The organism is Streptomyces sp. NPDC030799, assembly GCF_055572255.1.
On the sequence record NZ_JBVIDS010000005.1, the window covers coordinates 28985 to 43359 of the forward strand.

General features: G+C 72.9%; 14 protein-coding genes. 5 read left to right on the forward strand and 9 right to left on the reverse strand.

Annotated elements, in window-relative coordinates; genetic code table 11:
- Positions 1-25: 25 nt before the first annotated feature.
- The 4 genes from ACZ41I_RS13575 to ACZ41I_RS13590 all read right to left on the reverse strand — a co-directional run bounded on the left by ACZ41I_RS13575 (position 26) and on the right by ACZ41I_RS13590 (position 4600).
- Complete coding sequence (locus ACZ41I_RS13575) at positions 26-1258, reverse strand: cytochrome P450 (protein ID WP_399767324.1); 1233 nt, start codon at positions 1256-1258, stop codon at positions 26-28.
- A 119-nt stretch (positions 1259-1377) separates the two neighbouring features.
- Positions 1378-2622, reverse strand: coding sequence for a serine hydrolase domain-containing protein (locus ACZ41I_RS13580; protein WP_468514115.1), 1245 nt, complete (start codon positions 2620-2622; stop codon positions 1378-1380).
- A 199-nt stretch (positions 2623-2821) separates the two neighbouring features.
- Positions 2822-3289 (reverse strand): hypothetical protein, encoded by a 468-nt coding sequence (locus ACZ41I_RS13585; protein ID WP_468514116.1) that lies wholly within the window; start codon positions 3287-3289, stop codon positions 2822-2824.
- Positions 3290-3493: 204 nt separating this feature from the next.
- On the reverse strand, positions 3494-4600 hold the full coding sequence (locus tag ACZ41I_RS13590) for a PP2C family protein-serine/threonine phosphatase (protein ID WP_468514117.1): 1107 nt from the start codon (positions 4598-4600) through the stop codon (positions 3494-3496).
- 422 nt (positions 4601-5022) lie between these two features.
- Between ACZ41I_RS13590 and ACZ41I_RS13595 the strand changes: the two genes are divergently transcribed.
- Positions 5023-5931, forward strand: coding sequence for a GNAT family N-acetyltransferase (locus ACZ41I_RS13595; protein WP_468514118.1), 909 nt, complete (start codon positions 5023-5025; stop codon positions 5929-5931).
- Between the two features lie 198 nt (positions 5932-6129).
- Here the strand turns inward: ACZ41I_RS13595 and ACZ41I_RS13600 are convergent, their stop codons facing one another.
- The 4 genes from ACZ41I_RS13600 to ACZ41I_RS13615 form a co-directional block, all read right to left on the reverse strand.
- Positions 6130-7017, reverse strand: a complete 888-nt coding sequence (locus ACZ41I_RS13600; protein WP_468514119.1) for a Gfo/Idh/MocA family protein — start codon at positions 7015-7017, stop codon at positions 6130-6132.
- Positions 7018-7052: 35 nt separating this feature from the next.
- A complete protein-coding gene (tgmB, locus tag ACZ41I_RS13605; RefSeq protein ID WP_399767340.1) occupies positions 7053-8036 on the reverse strand; it encodes an ATP-grasp ribosomal peptide maturase in 984 nt (327 codons plus the stop codon).
- Positions 8037-8053: 17 nt separating this feature from the next.
- Positions 8054-8245 (reverse strand): putative ATP-grasp-modified RiPP, encoded by a 192-nt coding sequence (tgmA, locus tag ACZ41I_RS13610; RefSeq protein WP_014670659.1) that lies wholly within the window; start codon positions 8243-8245, stop codon positions 8054-8056.
- 140 nt (positions 8246-8385) lie between these two features.
- Positions 8386-9261, reverse strand: a complete 876-nt coding sequence (locus ACZ41I_RS13615; RefSeq protein ID WP_399767343.1) for a fructosamine kinase family protein — start codon at positions 9259-9261, stop codon at positions 8386-8388.
- A gap of 188 nt (positions 9262-9449) precedes the next feature.
- Between ACZ41I_RS13615 and ACZ41I_RS13620 the strand changes: the two genes are divergently transcribed.
- A complete protein-coding gene (locus ACZ41I_RS13620) occupies positions 9450-10160 on the forward strand; it encodes a cyclodityrosine synthase (protein ID WP_399767345.1) in 711 nt (236 codons plus the stop codon).
- Entirely contained in the window at positions 10157-11368 is a 1212-nt protein-coding gene (locus ACZ41I_RS13625) for a cytochrome P450 (RefSeq protein WP_468514120.1), read from the forward strand. Before ACZ41I_RS13620 ends, ACZ41I_RS13625 begins: the two co-directional genes overlap by 4 nt.
- A 216-nt stretch (positions 11369-11584) precedes the next feature.
- Here ACZ41I_RS13625 and ACZ41I_RS13630 read toward each other — a convergent pair whose 3' ends face one another.
- Positions 11585-12463: an SCO6745 family protein gene (locus tag ACZ41I_RS13630; protein WP_468514121.1), complete on the reverse strand. Its 879-nt coding sequence runs from the start codon at positions 12461-12463 to the stop codon at positions 11585-11587.
- 292 nt (positions 12464-12755) lie between these two features.
- On the opposite strand from ACZ41I_RS13630, the gene ACZ41I_RS13635 reads away from it, so the two are divergent.
- Both ACZ41I_RS13635 and ACZ41I_RS13640 read left to right on the forward strand, forming a co-directional pair.
- Complete coding sequence (locus tag ACZ41I_RS13635; protein WP_399767352.1) at positions 12756-13322, forward strand: hypothetical protein; 567 nt, start codon at positions 12756-12758, stop codon at positions 13320-13322.
- Between the two features lie 377 nt (positions 13323-13699).
- The gene (locus ACZ41I_RS13640; protein WP_363220203.1) at positions 13700-14371 is read left to right on the forward strand and encodes a class F sortase; all 672 of its coding nucleotides are present in this window, start codon (positions 13700-13702) and stop codon (positions 14369-14371) included.
- Positions 14372-14375: the final 4 nt, after the last annotated feature.

A 14375-nucleotide genomic window follows, 5' to 3' on the forward strand; every position in this document is an offset into this window, starting at 1 on the left:
ACCGGTCGCGGCCCCGCGCTCCGGCTCAGGACCCCAGCAGGACCGGGATCTCCTCCCAGCCGTGTGCGATGAACGACGGCACATGCCGCAGCTCACCGGCGTCCACGGCCAGGCGCAGGCCCGGGAACCGGGCGAACAGCGCGGGCAGCGCCGTGAGCGCCTCCAGCCGGGCCAGCGGAGCACCGATGCAGCGGTGCGCACCGATCCCGAACGCCAGATGGTCCTCGGCGTCCCGGGCCGCGTCGAAGACGGCCGCGTCGGGGCCGTAGTGCGCGGGGTCCAGGCCCGCGGACGCATAGGTCGTGATGATCGCGTCACCGGCCGGGATCATCACGTCCCCCACCTTCAGATCCTCGATCGCGAACCGCAGCGGCAGCGCCGCGATGGACGGATGGACCCGCAGGGTCTCGTCGACCACCGCGCCCCAGCCCACCACCCCGGAGCGCACCGCCGCCAGCTGCGCCGGGCCGGTCAGCAGCGCGACCACCGCGTTGCCGATGAGATTGACGGTGGTCTCGAACCCGGCTCCCACCACCAGCAGCAGCGTGTGCAGCAACTCCTCGTCCGAGAGCCGGTCTCCGTCCTCGTCGCGGACCCGGATCAGCTCCGTGGTGACGTCGTCGCCGGGATGCGTCCGCCGGTGCGCGATCAGCGCGCCGAACACCGAGCCGATCCGCTCGTGCACGGACGCGGCGAACTCGGGGCTGGAGTCGGAGGTGTCCATGATGTCGGCGATGAGCCGTGCCGCGGCGGGCCGCAGCTCCTCGGGTACCCCGAGCAGTTCGCAGATCATGCGCATCGGCAGCGGATGCGCCAGCCCGGCCCGCAGGTCGACCACGCGGCCGTCGGCCCCGTCGGCCGCCAGTGTGTCCAGCAGCTCGGCGGTCAGGGCCGCCACTCTCGGCCGCATCGCCTCGGTACGCCGGTGCGTGAAACTCGGCGCGACCAGCTTGCGCAGCCGGGCGTGGTCGGCGCCGTAGGTGGAGAGCATGTTGACCACCCCCACCCAGGTCGCGATCCAGCTCCAGGACGGGTGCTGGGCCAGCTCCGGCCACAGTCGCCAGTGGCGGCGCGCGTCCTTGCTGACCCGGGGATCGAGGATCAGCTCCTTCAGGCAGCCGTGGCCGGTGGGCGCCCAGGCAGGGATGCCGCCGGGCAGTTCGACCGGTACGACGGGACCGAGCGCGCGCAGCCGGGCGCTCTGCGCGACGATGTCCGAGCCGAAGGGATCGAGGGCGATGCGGTCGGTGACGGTCACGTCTGCTCTCCTGGCCGAGCGGCCCTCTTGCGAGGCGGTCGCCCTCAGTAGACGCCGTCATCGCCGCCCGGCACACCGCGCGGGCCCTGCGGGGGTCGGAAACCGGCCGCGTCTGTGCGTCATCCGGTCCGCGTGACTGGCAAGTTGTAGATGTGCGCCGGAGAGATGATCCGCGTGATGGCCTCGCCCAGCACGGTGCTCGGCTCCTGGGACCGGTAGCCGGTGTCGGTGTTGAGGAGGGCCACGAGCGTCGTCCGCGACGGCGGCAGATGGATGGTCACCGTCTCGTAGCCCGGGAGCGAGCCGTTGTGGCCGATCCAGCCCTGCACGTCGAAAATGCCCAGACCGTATCCGGCGCCCTTGAAGCCGGTCGGAGGCATGATCAGCCGCTCCTTCTGGGTGGCGGCGGCGACCATCCGCCTGCCGTCCGGGAACTGGCCCGTGGCGACGGTGCGCGCCCAGGTGTGCAGATCCCCGAGCGTCGAGATCATCGCGCCGGCCGCCCAGCCCCAGGACGGGTTCCAGTCGGCCGAGTCGGCCTCCTTGCCGTTCGCGGTCTGCCGGGTGTAGCCCTGCGCGTGCGGGGCGGGGAACTCGTTGCCGGACGGGAAGAGCGTGTGCTTCATGCCGGCCGGGGCGAGGATGTGCCGCGCGATGTAGTCCCCGAGGTGCTGCCCGCTCTGCTTCTCCACCACCAGACCGAGCAGGATGAGATTGGTGTTGCAGTAGTCGAACTTCTGCCCCGGCTGGAACATCACCGGGTGCTTGAAGGAGTAGGCGAGCAACTGCTGGGGCGTGAAGGGCCGTTGCGGGTCCGAGGTGAGCGCCTCGAAGAAGCCCGGGTCCTCGGAGTAGTTGAACAGCCCGCTGCGCATCTCGGCGAGCTGGCGCAACGTGATCCTGTTCCCGTTGGGTACGCCGTCGACGTACCTGCCGATCGGGTCGTCCAGACCGGCCTTCTTCCGGTCCACCAGCTGCAGCAGCGCGGTCACGGTGAACGTCTTGGTCTCGCTGCCGATGCGGATGTACATGTCCGGCGCCATCCTCTGCCCCGTGCGCTTGTCGGCGACCCCGAACGAGCGGACGTAGTCCGGCTGTCCCGGCGTCCAGACGCCGACGGTCACGCCGGGCACGTTCGCCTCGCGCATCACCTTCCGTACGGCTGCGTCGAGTTGGCGTGCCACGCGGGGGGTGAGGTCACGGACGGCCGGTCCGGAGGGCGTCGGGCTGGGCTGCTCGGCGGCGACGGTGGCCGGCACGGAGACCGGTGCGGCCCAGACGGGTACGGCGGCCAGTGGTGCCATCAGCGTCCCCACCGTGACGGCGACTGCGGCCCCCCTCAGCAGACGGCGGGATGGCGACATGGTCTGACTCCAAGCACGGGAGAGCCGAACGTGCGGTGAGCGGGACGTCGGAGCCCGGACCTCCCCAGCATAGGAGCGCCCATCCGGCCCCGCCCGCCGACCGGACGGTCGTACCGGAGCGGCCCCCCACCCCCGCAGTTGCCCGTTCGCCCCGGGCTCGCTTCCGGTGTGCCGTCCGCGTCGGAGGGTGACTGAGCCTTCACTGACCGTACACCGGCGCGAGGACGGCGAGGGTGCCGTTGGCCTGGCGCAGCGCGTCCTCGAGGGCGCCGGGTGAGTGGAGCGTGCCGGTGCCGTCGGGTGGCACGAGCCATTCCAGGAAGCGGGCGGGCCGGTACGGCGGCGGTACGGCGAGCCAGGCCCCCTTGGTCGCGTATCGCAGACCTGCTCCCACCCAGCCCCCGGACGGGTCCGGCGGCAGGAAGAACCCGACCCGGCCCGCCGCCGTGTCGACCAGCGTGGGTCCCGGCGCCGGCCTCCCTGGGCGCCACAACAGGTCCAGGGTGAGCAGTCCCAGCTTGTCGGGGACTGTCAGCACGTCCCAGAAGCGGCCGGCCTCCAGCAGCGCGATGCCCTCTCCGTGATCCCACTCCCGTTTGCAGGACCGCGGGTCGGCCGCCGCCGCGGCCAGCCACTCCACGCCCCGCATCCACATCGTGTTCGTCATGCACTGCTCCGGGTGTCCTCGCTCGCCCACGCCCGGCGCAGGGAACGACCGTGACCGGGCACTTCGTGCGCCTGCACACCGACCCGGCATATGCATGCTCGTAGATATTTCTACGGGGCGGAAGGGGTGGCGAACCGTGGCGTTTGAGACGGAACGTTCGAACCACGGCCAGGAGTTCGCCGGTCGGGGGAGGAGACGGGGCGATCAGGCAGCCGGCGGCTCGGGTGCCAGCACCAGCATCGTGACGTCGTCCCGGACCTCGTAACGCAACTGCATGAGGTCCGCCCACACCACCCCCGGCAGCTCGACGGGCGGTGTACGGGCCAGGGCGGCGAGGCGGGCGGGCAGCGGATAGAAGGCGTCGCCGGCGTCCCGTGCCTCCCACACCCCGTCCGAGGCCAGGAACAGCCGGTCGCCCGGCCCGAGCGTCACCGTGACCTCCTTCGGCGGGTCGACGCCGACCAGCCCGAGCCCCAGCGGCGGTCCCGGCACGACTGTCAGCTCCCGGGCGTGCTCCTCGTGCAGCAGCACGGGGGCCGGATGACCACAGGCCACCACCCGAACCACACGCCCGTCGGGGGCGAACTCCAGCAGCACCCCGGTGGCGAAGAGCTCCGTGTGCCGCACACCCGCCGAGTCCACCGTCAGCCTGCGGTCCATCCGCGCGGCGACCGACTCCAGGTCCGGCTGGTCCAGCACCGCCTCCCGGAAAGCGCCCAGCAGCGACACCACCGTGGCGACCGCCGACAGTCCGTGCCCCTGAACGTCGCCCATCACCGCGCGCACCCCGTACGGTCCGTCGCGCACGTCGAAGAAGTCCCCGCCCACCAGCGTCCCGTTCTGCGCGGCCCGGTAGAAGCCCGTGCACCCCACGCCCCCGACCCGCTGCGGCAGCAGCGGCATCACCGCCCGCTGCACGGCCTCGCCGATCGCCCGCTCCGTGTCCAGCTGGGCGTCCCGGTGACTGCGCACGAACGACACGAACACGCTCAGCGCGGCCACGAACACGATGGTCAGCAGATCGGTGTCGCCGGGACGGTCGAGATGGGTGGCCGGCACGTTCAGCACCACGACCACCCCGAGGCCGAGGAGCGCGGTGGCCAGCGGGCCGTACGACAGGACGGCCAGCGGCGGGATCGCCCCGAGCAGGAAGCCCAGATCGCGCGCGTGGACAGTGACCATCGTGGCCGTGCTGACGGCCACGAGCAGCAACACGGGCAGCACCCGCACCCACCACGGCGGCGGGGCGCCCCGCAGCCAGCCGCGATCCTCCAGGTCCCCACGCGACGACCCGCCGCGCACCCATCGCACACCCCCAACCTACGCCGCCCACCGCACCCGGGCCTGCCGCCTGGAACGGCACGGAGGCCTTCTGCCGCCGCCCGCCTGGGACGGCACCGACGCCTCCTGCCCAGTTCGGCGCGCCTGGACCGTCTGCTCGCGGCGTTCGGTTGTTGCCGAGCCGAGCCGAGCCGAGCCGAGCCGCGTCGTGGTCCGGGCCCGGACCCGGAGTCGCGCGGCCGCCGCCGGCACTGATGAGCCGGCGGCGATAAGCGGTGGACGCCCCGGAGGTGGGCCGCATAGCCTGTGGCCGGCACGCCCGAGACGGAAGGAAGGAGGCGAGCGTCATGGCCACTGTCATCCCGCGCTCCCGCCACTCCGTCACCCGGGTGTGCCATGCCTGACCGGGAGCGCGTCCCCGCCGCACCGCGGCACGCATCCCGGAGGAATCCATGACCACCCCGGTCATCCGCACGCTCGACGAGAGCACCGCGCATCTCTTCCACACCATGCCCGACCCGCTGGCGTTCCAGGACAAGCACCGGCGCACCCGCTACCGCCCCGACTGGCAGCGCATCGCCGTACGCGACGGCCGTACCGTGGCCCGCGCCGCCTGGTGGGGCCGCCCCGAGGACCCCGAGCCGCTCGTGATCAACTGGTTCGACGTGGCCGAGGGCGAGGAGGAGGCCGGAGCCGAACTCCTGCGCACGGCACCCTGGCGGACCGACGAACTCGAACTCGACCTGCCCGCCGGCTGGCGGGCCGAAGCCCGGCAGCGGGCCGCCGCCGACGCGTGCGCCGCTGCCGCCCGCGCAGCCGGTTACGCACCCCTGGCGGAGCGGTTCGTGTACCGCTGGACCCCGGACCGGGGACTGCCCGAGCGGCCCGGGCGCCTGCTCTTCGAGGGAGAGCCGGACGATGCGGTGTTCTTCGGCCTGCTGCGCCGGATCCACTCCGTCACCCTCGACGCCCACGCCCGCCGGGCCATCGAGCAGGGCGGACCGGACCGGGCGGCACAACAGGAGCTGGACGTCTTCCACTGGTTTCCGTCCCCGCGCACGTGGTGGCGGATCGCCCGCACACCCGAGGGCGAGACGGTCGGCGTCCACATCCCCGCGCGCAATCCGGCCGGGCCCTGCGTCGGCTTCATCGGCGTCGTGCCCGAGCAGCGGGGCCACGGCTACGCCTACGACCTGCTGGCCGAATGCACCCACTTCCTGGCGGCTCAGGGGGCCGAGTTCATCGCCGCCGCCACCGACCGGACCAACGTCCCCATGGCCGCCCACTTCACCACGGCCGGCTACCCCGTGGTGCGGGAGCGGATCAACTACTGGGCCCACGGAGTTGTCAGCGCCGGGTGACATGCTGACGGGGCGGTGATCGAGACGGCACCGCCCGCGCCACTGCTCCGCGCCGAGTGGCCGGAGCGGAGCAGGAGCCGTGCGCGGGCGGTGGCGTCCGGGCGTCCGGGGCCAGGGGGTGCCAGGGCCCGCGACGCCGGGGTGATCCAAACGACACCCCCTGGGGGGTGCCGGCCGGCCTGATCCGAACGACACCCCCTAGTCACTGGGGGCTGTGAGGCGGGACTCCGCCGTTGCCAGGATCTCGGTGACGCGGAGGCCGAACGCGGCGTCGCAGGCGTGCGGGCGGCCCGTGCGAGCGGCCCGCACCAGGGCGTCGGCGGCGCGGGCGAGCGCGGGGACCGCTCCCTCGGAACTCCCCGGCATCAGCGCCACGCCCGCCTCGCCCCGCAGCTCCACATCGGCCCCGGCCGCCGCCGGCGGCGCCGTCAGGCTCAGCGTGAGCGTGCTCGACGCGCCGGTGGCGTGGTCGAGGACCAGATGGACGGTGTCCGCGGGACCGTGCGCCGCCGCCACCACTTGCCGTACGTCACCGAGGACCGGCAGCAGGACCGACAGCGCGTGCGGGCCGACGTCCCACAGCGCCCCCTTCTCCCGCCGCCACGGCGAGGCCGCGAACGGGCTGTCGGAAGTGAACACGGCCCCCAGCCACTGGGCACGCGCCGTGAACCAGCCCGCCTCCCCCGCCTGTTCCTCGATCCAGGCCTCCGGCTCCTTCTGGAAGCGCGCGGTGAAGAACACCACCGACGCCACCCCCGCCCGCTCCGCCGCCTCCGCGACCGCCCGCCCCTCGGCGACCGACACCCCGAGCGGCTTGTCCAGCAGCAGATGACGGCCCGCCCGAGCCGCGCGCACCGCCAACTCGGCCTGGGCGGACGGCGGCAGGGCCACGGCCACCGCGTCCACGTCGGCCAGCAGTGCGTCGACGTCGGCGTACGCGGCGACGTCGTACTGCTCGGCCAGTGCCGTGGCCGCTTCCGGCCGGCGGCCCCACACCCCGGCGAACTCCACGCCGGTGTGCCCGGCGAGGGCGGGGGCGTACGCCGCCCGGGCCCAAGGGCCCGTCCCCAGCAGTCCGATACGCATGTGGCGTTCCTTCCTCCCAGCCGATCCCCGCACCCTCAAGATGCTGCGCTCCGCTCGCCCTCCGCACACCTGCGGTCCCGGTCCCCGCCCTCGGCCAGCCACTTGGCGATCGTGGCGGAGATGGGCTGACCTGTGTCCATCTCGACGAACCCGAACTGGCCGGACTGGTTGCACTCCAGGAACCACCAGATCCCGTCCGCGTCCTCCGCGAAGTCGAATGCGCCGTACGCCAGTTCCGCGCCCCTCATGTACCGCCGTACGCCCTCGGCGACGCGCGGCGGCACGTCCGCGGGCAGCCAGGGAGAGACCGACGGGGCGAAACGGACGTCCACGTCGTCCGGGTGGGCGTCCGGGGCGGTGGGCTTGCGCGCGGCCAGCAGCGTGTCGCCGACGACGGTGAGCCGGATGTCGGCGCGCTTGGCGATCCGCCGCTGCAGCAGCGTCGGACCGAAGGCCACCGCCGAGAAGTCGGTGTCCGGCGCGACCCGGCTGGTCGGCACCGCACGTGGCGGCTCCTGCGGATGCGCACCCGACACCGGTTTGACCACCAGGTCCGGGAAGCGTTCCGCGAACTCCCGCGCCGCCTGCGGGAACGTCGTGATCAGCGTGGCCGGCACCGCCAGGCCGCTGTCCTGTGCCAGGCGCAGCTGCCAGGGCTTGTGGCGGGCTCTCCGGGCCGCGTCCGGATGGTTCATCCAGCGCGCGTCGGTGGCGCGCAGCATGCCGTACAGCGCCTGCGACGACTCCTCCGTCAGCCAGGCGGACGGCTGGGCGGCGCGGGCGGCGGCCTCCCCGGGTCTGCGTACCCAGATGGAGCGCAGGCCGTTCATGCTCACGAGGCGCCCGCCGGCGGACAGGTGTCCACGGCAGGCGCCCTGCACGTACTCGCCCGACAGCGCCACCCCGTTGGTGAGGTCGGCGGGGTCCAGCCGGACGACCGGCACGCCGGCCTCGCCCAGTCGCAGGACCACCATGTCGGCCGTCACGTCTTCTTCACTGGTCAGGATGAGCACGGTCATCTTCCAGGGCCCGCGGTTCAGTCGTCGAAGTGCGTCTTGGAACCGGCCGTCGAGGTCGTGGTCCCAAGGGCCCTGAGAGTCGCATGGTCGGTGGCGGCGATCCGCCCGTCCGGGAGGACGTTCAACTGCAGTCCGGAGTCGTACGCGTACGGTGCGGTGACGTCCAACTGCACAGCGGGCCGCGCGTAGTTGAGCGTGAACGGTTGCATGGTCTCTCCCTGATTCGGCTTTCACGTCCTTATACGAATCGAACGGGTGATTGGTTTCCTTACGCTGCGTAACCGCAGGTCGAGGGTGCACCGGAAGGGCCGCCCGGACAACAGGGCAGGGGCAACGGCCGGTGTCCGCGTCAGGCCGCGAGTGTGCTGTGGGCCACAGTGAGGGCCTGTTCGGCGTACCCGCGTCCGAACAGCACCGCGTGGACCAGCAGCGGGAACAGCTGGTGCACACCCACCCGCTCCCGCCGGCCGGCCGCGAGCGGTGCCCTCTCCTCGTACCCGGCGAGCACCCGGTCGAGGTACGGGCACCCGAACAGCTGAAGCATCGCCAGGTCGGTCTCCCGGTGGCCGCCGTGCGCGGCCGGGTCGATGAGCCGGACCTCGCCGTCGGCGCCCCACAGTACGTTCCCGTTCCACAGGTCCCCGTGCAGTCGCGCGGGCGGCTCGGCGGGTCCGGCCAGCTCCGGCAGCCGCGCGCAGACCCGCTCGAACACGGCCGCCTCGTCCGGGCGCAGCGTGCCGCGGTCGACCGCGGCACGCACATACGGCAGCACCCGGTGCTCGGCGTACCAGCCGGGCCAGTCGGTGCCCGGCGTGTTGCGCATGGGGGCGAGGCCGATGAACGCGTCCTCGGGGCCGTCCGGCGGCGGCGCTCCGAAATCCGAAGCACCCGCGGCGTGCAGCGCGGCGAGTGCCTGGCCGAAACGCGATGCTGCCGCCGGATCCGGCCGACCGGTCGGCACCCGCTCCGTCACCAACCAGTGTTCGTCGTGTCCGAGCACCGCCGGCACCCTGACCGCGTTCGCGGCGGCCAGCCAGCGCAGTCCCGCCACTTCGGCGCGTACGGCCCCGGGAGCGTTGCCGCGCTTGACCATCACCGAAGTCCCCCCGTCCAGCGTGACCTGGGCCGGTGACCCGGGAGCCGGCCGTGCGCCGGTGACCGGGCGTCCGGTGAGCCGGGACGCGGCCCGCCGCGGATCCTCCTGATCCTCGTCTCGGTTGAGCACGGCCCCAGCCTACGGCCCGCAACAAGGGGCAGTAGTGCGGGACTTCAACCATTACTACGATTGTTTTCAGCCAAACCCCGGCGGTAACTACCCGTGCTGATTCCGTACGGCTAGCGTGAGCACGCCGCGCTGCCACACCAGGGGCACAGGGCTCCGCAGGGACTAGCGCGCGGCGGAGGAAATCCCCCTTGACCACAGCATCCGTGCTGATGGCCGACGTCTTCGAAGTCCAGCCGTACACATCCCACTGCGAAGTCATCCTCGGCGAGGGCGCGCACGCCGTGATCGGTGTGTCCCCGGGCAACAGCTACTTCTCGGCCCGTCGCCTGCACGACCTCGCCCGCTGGGGACTGGACCACTTCGACAGGGTCGACTTCGTGTACACCGACCTGTACGTCGCCGAGATGTACGAGGCCTCCGGCTACCCGCCGGACGAGGCCCGGCGCAAGGCGGTGAAGAACCTGCGCGGGGTGCGCGCCAAGGTTCGTGACGCCGTGTCGGCGGCCGACCCGGAGGGCCTGCGGCTGGACTGGCACCCGATGTCGGAGTTCCGCACCAATCCCGCCTACCAGGACATCCACCGGCAACTCCAGGCGCGCCTGGCCTCCGACGCAGCCTTCCGGGCCGTGTGCGACGCCCTGGTGAATCGTTTCCTCAGTGCCCGGGGCGAGGCTCCGACCGAGCGGCAGCGCGCGGTGTGCCTGGAGTACGTCTGCGCCGAGGCCCCGCTCTTCCTGGACACCCCCGCGATTCTCAAGGTGCCCTCCTCGCTCAACTGCTACCACCAATTGCTGCCGATGGCCGAGCTGTTGTACTCCCGCGGCGCCGGCCTGCGCGCCTCCCGCAACCAGGGCCACGCCATCGTCACCCCTACCGCCCTGGAAGGAGCCGTGGCATGACCACCGCCCCCGACACCCGCACCGACCACCCGCCCCTGCTCGACTTCCCGTTCTCCTGGGACGGCACCCGGGTCCCCGCCGAGGTCGAGGAGGTACGCGCCGCCACCCCCGTACGGCGCGTGCGGACCATCGCCGGCGACGAGGCCTGGCTGGTGTCGTCGTACGACCTGTGCGCGCAGGTGCTGAAGGACGACCGGTTCTCCCTGAAGGACACCTCCGCCCCCGGAGTGCCCCGGCAGTACGCCCTCACGATCCCGCCCGAGGTCGTGAACAACATGGGCAACATCACCGGCGCCGGGCTGCGCCGGGCCGTGCTGAAGGCGCTCAACCCGAAGTCACCGGGCCTGCTGGAATGGCTGCGCGAGGAGGCGTACCGGCTGGTGGACCGGATGGCGGCCGACGGCCCGACCGCCGATCTGCGCGGCGCGTTCTGCGAGCCGTACTCGGCGGGCATGCACTGCCGCATCCTCGGCGTCCCGCAGACCGAAGCCCCGGGCTTTCTGCGCAGCCTCGACATCGCCTTCATGAACTCCCCGTGCCCGATCACCGGCGCCAAGATCAACTGGGACCGGGACATCACCCGTATGACGGCCCTGCTCGACGACCCGGCGACGCACGGCCTGATGGGCGAACTCGCCGCCCTGCGCGAGGACCCCGACTACGCTCACCTCACCGACGAGATGCTGGCCACCGTCGGTGTCACGATGTTCGGCGCGGGAGTGATCTCCACCTCGGGCTTCCTCTCCATGGCCCTGGTGTACCTGCTCACCCACCCCATCGCCCGCGACCTCCTCCGCGACCGCCCGGACCTGATCGGCCCGGGTGTGGAGGAGCTGCTGCGGGTCAACCTCTCCATCGGCGACGCCCTGCCACGCCTCGCCCTGGAGGACGTCCGGCTGGGCGACGTGGACATCCGCGCGGGCGAACTCGTCCTGGTGCTGGTGGAGGGGGCCAACCTCGACCCGGAGAAGTTCCCCGACCCGCACCGCTTCGACATCCACCGGGACAACACCGCCGACCACCTCTCCTTCGGCGGCGGCGCCCACTACTGCCCCGCCACCGCGCTCGGCCGCGCACACGCCCGGATCGCCCTGGAGGTCCTCCTCGAACGGTTCCCGGACCTCGCGCTCGCCGTACCGCCCGGCCAACTGGTCTGGCGCACCGGCTTCATGAAGCGCATCCCCGAGCGGCTCCCGGTGACCTGGTAAGGCGGGACACCCCGCCGTCCCTGCGACGTCCCCGACCCGGCACCCGGGGCGGGGACGCCGAGCGCCCGGCCGACGGCCGGGCAACCGGGTCGGTCCTCGGGGTTTCCCTGGAAGGCGGAGGGTGACCCGAGGCGCGCCGACGGGTTTGTCCGGTCGCCGGTCGCCGGTCGCCGGTCGCCGGTCGCCGGTCGCCGGTCGCCGGTCGCCGGTCGCCGGTCAGCGGCCGACGTGGTGCGAGCCCCTGGTCAGGCCCACCGGGTTGCCCGACGGCAGCAGGCCCGAGCTCTCCACCATGCGGGCCAACGGCTCCAGCAGCTCGGCCAGGCGTGCGGTGCGCTCGGTGCCGAACGCGGTCCACGGTCCTTCGGCCGCCGCGTCCGTGAGCGCCTCCACCTCCGCGCGTGCGGCCGCCCCGGCCGCGGTGAGCGAGCCGTCGGCCGCGAGCAATCCGCGCTCGCGCAGCCGTGTCCCGGCCGCCTCCCAGTCCGACGTTTCCCACTTGCGGGTCTCCCGCAGCAGCGCCCCGTCGGACTCGCCGGCCGCCGCCTTGAGCACCATGGCCTCGACAGGGCCGAGCCCCCGACTCACCAGCACCGCGACATGCGAGTCGCCCCGATGCTCGCGCAGGGTCGTCAGGCCCTGCCACAGCCGCGCGGTGGGGCGGTCCGGCCGCTCCAGTGCCTGATTCGCGGCGGCCAGCACCCGGCCCGTGGTGTCCGCCACGGCGGCGGCCTCCCAGGCGAGGTCGGCGGCCTCGGCGAACTCGGCCGAGCCCACGGCGTCCGGTCCGAACAGGCTTGTCATGGCCGCATTCAGCGCATCCTGACGGGCGGCCAGCACATCGGCGGGAGTCGCGTACGCCCAGGCGTCCGGCAGCGCCCGGGTCACCCGGGCCGGGTGGAAGACGTAGAAGCAGCTCGTCACGACGGACGGGGGAACGGCGCCGAGCGGTGCGGCGCGCAGCGCGAAGTAGCCCATCCAGAACCCGCGCATCCCGAGCGCGTCCGCCTCCCGGCGCACCTCCGGCGCGAAGTACACCAGATCGTGCACCGGCTCGTACCGCTCCCACAGGTGCCGCGCCATCCCGTCAGCCACCGCTTCCTCCCACCGCGTCGACGTTCCGTGCTGCCGGCACCAGCCTGCGTTATGACGACGGTCATAACAAGAGGGGGGTGTCCCGAGCGCCGTTCGGCCCTCGAAGGAACGGATACGCCCGGACGAGGGGTACGCCGGGTGGGGAAAGTGAGGCAGACGGGTGGCGCAGTGACCCGGCTGGGCGGCTCGGATGGTGGGAGCCGGAGGGCTCACTGACGGTGGTTCATGTCGAGGCCGGGTCTGTTCAGCTGATGAGGTATCCGCTGCCCGACCACGGCGGAAGGACATCACTATGCGTTCTGCCCGCATGATTCTGGCGACGGCTGCCGCCACTGCAGCCCTCGCCTTCGGCGCGCCCAGCGCCGCGTTCGCGGTTCCCGCGGGTGACGACGGAGGCCGCGACAGCTCCTCCCACAGCCAGGGGCGCGACCACGGCTCCGACGACGACCACGGCGGTGACCGTGGCGACGACTCGGGGCGCGACCAGGACAATGATCACGGCGACGACCACGACAAGGGCCGCGGACACGACGAGCCGCGCGGCGGAATGCACACGGGTGGCGGAGCGCTCGCCATGGTGCAGGGCGACGACTGGGGCTCGGACTCGGACTCGGGGCGCGACGACAGCCGGTTCGACCCCGACAGCTACCGCGACGGGGGCAAGGGCGGCGGCCGGGACAGCGGTCGCGACAGCGACGAGCGAGGCGACGACCACGAGAAGCCGCGCGGCGGTATGCACACCGGCGGCGGCGCGCTTGCCACTCCGAGTGTCACCGCGGGCGGTCTGGCCGTGCTGGGCGTGGGAGCCGCCGGCATGTACGCGCTGCGCCGTAAGAAGGCCGGCCAGCCGGCGTCCTGACCAGACGACTCGTCACCAGAGGCTGCGGCCGCCGCCGACGCGCTCACCGCGTCGGCGGCCCGCACCCGCGGCGACCCGGCCCTGCGACCCTGCCCCACGCCGGGCGATGTGCACCGCGCCCAGGCACGTCCCCCCCAACACCCGGGGCATGGCCGCGCCCGCGCCCCGTACGCCCCCGGCCGGGCCATGCGCACCGGTGCCGCGTGAGCGTTCCTCCCGGCGCTCGGCCCCTGCGCCGGCACCCGGTACGTCCCGCCCCGCACCCGGGGCCTTGCACACCGACGCCCGTGTACGTCCCACTCCCGCGCCGCGCCATGCGCCCCGGCGCCCTCCTGTTCTGATCCCCGTGCTGCCGTGCCCGAGTGAGGTGGTGTCCGATGGCAGCAGATTCCTCCTCTTCACCCCCCGCGGAACCGCCGGCGGACGGGCAGAGCTCGGGCCGTGGCGGGCGGCTGACGCTGTGGGGCGCGGCGATCGCGATCCTCGCCGTCACCATGTTCGGCGGACACCACGGCTCGGACGGCAGCTCGCATGCGTCCCGTGCCGCGGGCGCGAGCGCCGCCGCACAGACCGATCCGCGGCAGGCCGGCGAGGCGCTGCCCCGGTCCGCGCCGACCCGCCTGGTCATCCCGAAGATCTCCGTGGACGCCCCCTTCACCACCTTGGACATCGGCGCCTCCGGCCAGCTCGAGCCCCCGCCGGCGGGCGACACCAACCTCGTCGGCTGGTACGCCAAGGGTGTCTCGCCCGGCGAGAGGGGCACCGCCGTCATCGCGGGACACGTCGACACGACGACCTCCGCGGCGGTGTTCGCCGGCCTCGACGAGCTGGAGCGCGGTGACCGTTTCACCGTGCAGCGTGCCGACGGGAGCGACGCCGAGTTCGTCGTGGACAGCGTCGAGACCTTCGCCAAGGACGCCTTCCCCAGCAAGCGGGTCTACGCCGACGCCCGGCGCCCCGAGGTCAGGCTGATCACCTGCGCGGGGGACTACGACCACGACGTGCGGGACTACACCGACAACCTAGTCGTCTTCGCCCACCTGGTGTGAACCG

Excerpts from the sequence above, each read along its gene's own strand:
- ACZ41I_RS13580 (WP_468514115.1), bottom strand. The coding sequence starts at position 2,622 with ATGTCGCCATCCCGCCGTCTGCTGAGGGGGGCCGCAGTCGCCGTCACG.
- ACZ41I_RS13585 (WP_468514116.1), bottom strand. The coding sequence starts at position 3,289 with ATGACGAACACGATGTGGATGCGGGGCGTGGAGTGGCTGGCCGCGGCG.
- ACZ41I_RS13595 (WP_468514118.1), top strand. The coding sequence starts at position 5,023 with ATGACCACCCCGGTCATCCGCACGCTCGACGAGAGCACCGCGCATCTC.
- ACZ41I_RS13600 (WP_468514119.1), bottom strand. The coding sequence starts at position 7,017 with ATGCGTATCGGACTGCTGGGGACGGGCCCTTGGGCCCGGGCGGCGTAC.
- tgmB (WP_399767340.1), bottom strand. The coding sequence starts at position 8,036 with ATGACCGTGCTCATCCTGACCAGTGAAGAAGACGTGACGGCCGACATG.
- tgmA (WP_014670659.1), bottom strand. The coding sequence starts at position 8,245 with ATGCAACCGTTCACGCTCAACTACGCGCGGCCCGCTGTGCAGTTGGAC.
- ACZ41I_RS13625 (WP_468514120.1), top strand. The coding sequence starts at position 10,157 with ATGACCACCGCCCCCGACACCCGCACCGACCACCCGCCCCTGCTCGAC.
- ACZ41I_RS13635 (WP_399767352.1), top strand. The coding sequence starts at position 12,756 with ATGCGTTCTGCCCGCATGATTCTGGCGACGGCTGCCGCCACTGCAGCC.
- ACZ41I_RS13640 (WP_363220203.1), top strand. The coding sequence starts at position 13,700 with ATGGCAGCAGATTCCTCCTCTTCACCCCCCGCGGAACCGCCGGCGGAC.